1 protein-coding gene is annotated in these 2,885 nt (G+C 33.8%); it reads left to right on the top strand.

Annotated features, from left to right (window positions below; genetic code table 11):
- Window positions 1-324: 324 nt before the first annotated feature.
- Window positions 325-2,885: CheR family methyltransferase (locus ACH2BV_RS05620; RefSeq protein ID WP_395049746.1), on the top strand; the 2,561-nt coding region annotated here is incomplete at its 3' end.

The raw sequence follows: 2,885 nt of genomic DNA, 5'->3' as shown, positions 1-2,885 counted from the left end.
ACAATGGAAACAAAAACAACTCTTTGATAATCAGGTAGTTAGAAAACAAAAAGCATTCAAAATATGAAAGAGCTTATTAACACATTAGACAACCTACCTCACAGGGTTATTTAGAAATTTCTTTTCATGTAAAATTGAGCATATTGAATTTGTCTATGAAACATTCTAAAATAAAATTTATCCCGTTTATTTTATGATTATATTCTTTTAGTGTTGATGATTGTACATGTATAAAGGTTTTTTGGGGTTAATTTAAGCAAATAAGCAAAAAATCTAAATAGTTGCTTAATTAACACTACATTCAACAAATAATTATCGGTAAAAATGAAAACTACCCACTCAAAACAAAATAAAAAGGTAATTACTCAAGCAGAAATACCTTCTCAATCGAGTGCTAATGGGAAAGAAAAAACAGTTGACCCGCAAGAACTAAATCCATTAATTACTCTTGAACCAATTTCAAAAGAAGAACATCCTTTTACGGTCGTTGCTATTGGTGCTTCGGCGGGAGGACTTGAAGCCATTACACAATTTCTACAAAACCTTTCACCAAACACAGGTATGGCATATATTTATGTGCAGCACCTTAGTCCCGATCATAAAAGTATGCTTACCCCGATTTTATCGAAAGTAACTCCTATGAAAGTGCAGGACATTGATGATATGGAAAAGATGGAACCAAATAATTTCTATATTATCCCTTATAATAAAGAAATTGAAGTAGTTAACGGACACATAAAATTATTGCCACGGCTTAAAAATAGAATGTCTAATCTTTCTATTGATGTATTGTTTTCTTCCTTAGCCGAAACCCACAAGGAAAATGTTATTGGAATTGTGCTATCGGGTAGTGCAAGTGACGGCACACGTGGTTTAAAAGAAATAAAGTTGGCTGGAGGCATTACCTTTGCCCAAGATAATACTGCTAAATTTAGCAGTATGCCTAACTCTGCCATTGCCGAAGGCGTGGTCGATTTTGTCTTATCACCCAAAGAAATTGCCATTCAATTAACATGGATTGGTAAACATCCGTTGGTTAAGCAAAATGCGATAAAAACTGCACCCGAAGATGAAATTGAAAACAACAATCCCGATTTAAAAATTATTTTACAATTATTACATAAGAAAAAAAACGTTGATTTTAGCTATTATAAAATGAATACCATTAAGCGGCGAATGTTGCGTAGAATAGTGATTCATAAAATAAAAACTATTAAAGAATATGCAGAGATAATTTCTCAAAACGAAAATGAATTAAATATACTTTATCAAGATTTGCTGATTAATGTAACCGATTTTTTTAGAGATACCGAAGCTTTTTCAATTTTAAAAAGCACCATATTTCCCCGCCTTTTAAAAAATAAAATACAAGGCGATACCATACGAATTTGGGTGGCCGCTTGTGCCACAGGAGAAGAGGTATATTCAATTGCCATGACTTTACTCGAAATCCAAAAGAAAAAAGCCATATTTATACCTTTTCAGATATTTGCTTCTGACCTAAGTGCCGACGCAATTGCGGTGGCTCGAACTGGTGAATATTCACTGCAACAACTTACCAATGTTTCACCCAAACGACTTCAGCAATTTTTTGAAAAATCAAAAGATAAATACCGCATTTCTAAATCTTTGCGTGACGTTTGTGTATTTGCCCAGCACAATATTTTGAGCGACCCGCCCTTCTCTCGTATGGATTTTATCAGTTGTCGCAACTTTCTTATTTATCTGGATACTATCGCTCAGAAAAAAGCCATCAACACTTTTCATTATTCCTTAAAAGATGAAGGATACCTGATGCTTGGTAAATCTGAAACTATTGGTACTTCAACACAACTTTTCACGATTCTTAATAAAAAGTATAAATGTTATATACGTAAAAAAAATTCGGGTTCACACAGAATTTCTGATATTGCAACTCGCATTTCGCAAACAAATATGCCTGAAAAAAATACTGTAACACACATTATCCCTAAAAATATCAACACCCTTGGTAATATTTTTGATGCCATGCTTTTGGCTCAATATGTGCCAGCCAGTGTCATTATTAATCATGATTTAGAAATCCTTCAATTTAGAGGTTCTACATCATTATATCTCCAAAACTCATCGGGCAAAGCCAGCTTTAATATCTTAAAAATGGCTCATATCGAAATTACATTCGAGTTAAGGAACGCCATTCATCACGCCATAAAGACAAAACAAATTGTCCATAAAATGGGTATCGAAATGAATCGTGATACCAAAAAAAATATAGTTCAAACTACAAATATAGAGGTTATCCCGTTAACTTTAGAAGGAGAAGAGCCTATGTTAATGATAATTTTTACGGGAAGGCAAACCGAAATATTGCAAAATTCAAATGAAGGAAAGAGCATTAATTCAGTTGCCAAAGACCGTAGAATAAAAAAATTAGAAGAAGAATTAGCGGCTGCACGTGCCGATATGGGTTCAATCACTCACGACCAAGAAGCGGCTAATGAGGAACTCCAAAGTGCCAACGAAGAAGTTATTTCAAGTAACGAAGAACTTCAAAGCCTAAACGAAGAACTTGAAACTTCAAAAGAAGAAATAGAATCTACTAATGAAGAATTGACAACCAGCAATCAGGAACTACACGCCCGTATTCAACAAATAGAAGAATTATACACTTATTACGAAGGTATTATTGCCACTGTTCACGAACCAGTACTTATTCTGGATAAAAATATTCGGGTTAAGTCTGCCAACAAGTCGTTTTGCAAAATGTTTCGTGTAAGCGAAGACGATATTATCGGAATATCGTTGTATAAATTAGGAGACCATGAATGGAATATTGCTCGTTTGCGTGAACTTTTAGAAGAAATTGTTCCAAAAAATATTCGTTTTCACGATTTTGAAGTGGTACA

It is taken from the genome of Flavobacterium sp. (assembly GCF_043780635.1).
GTDB lineage: Bacteria > Bacteroidota > Bacteroidia > Flavobacteriales > Flavobacteriaceae > Flavobacterium.
This window is presented reverse-complemented; position numbering and strand designations above follow the sequence as displayed.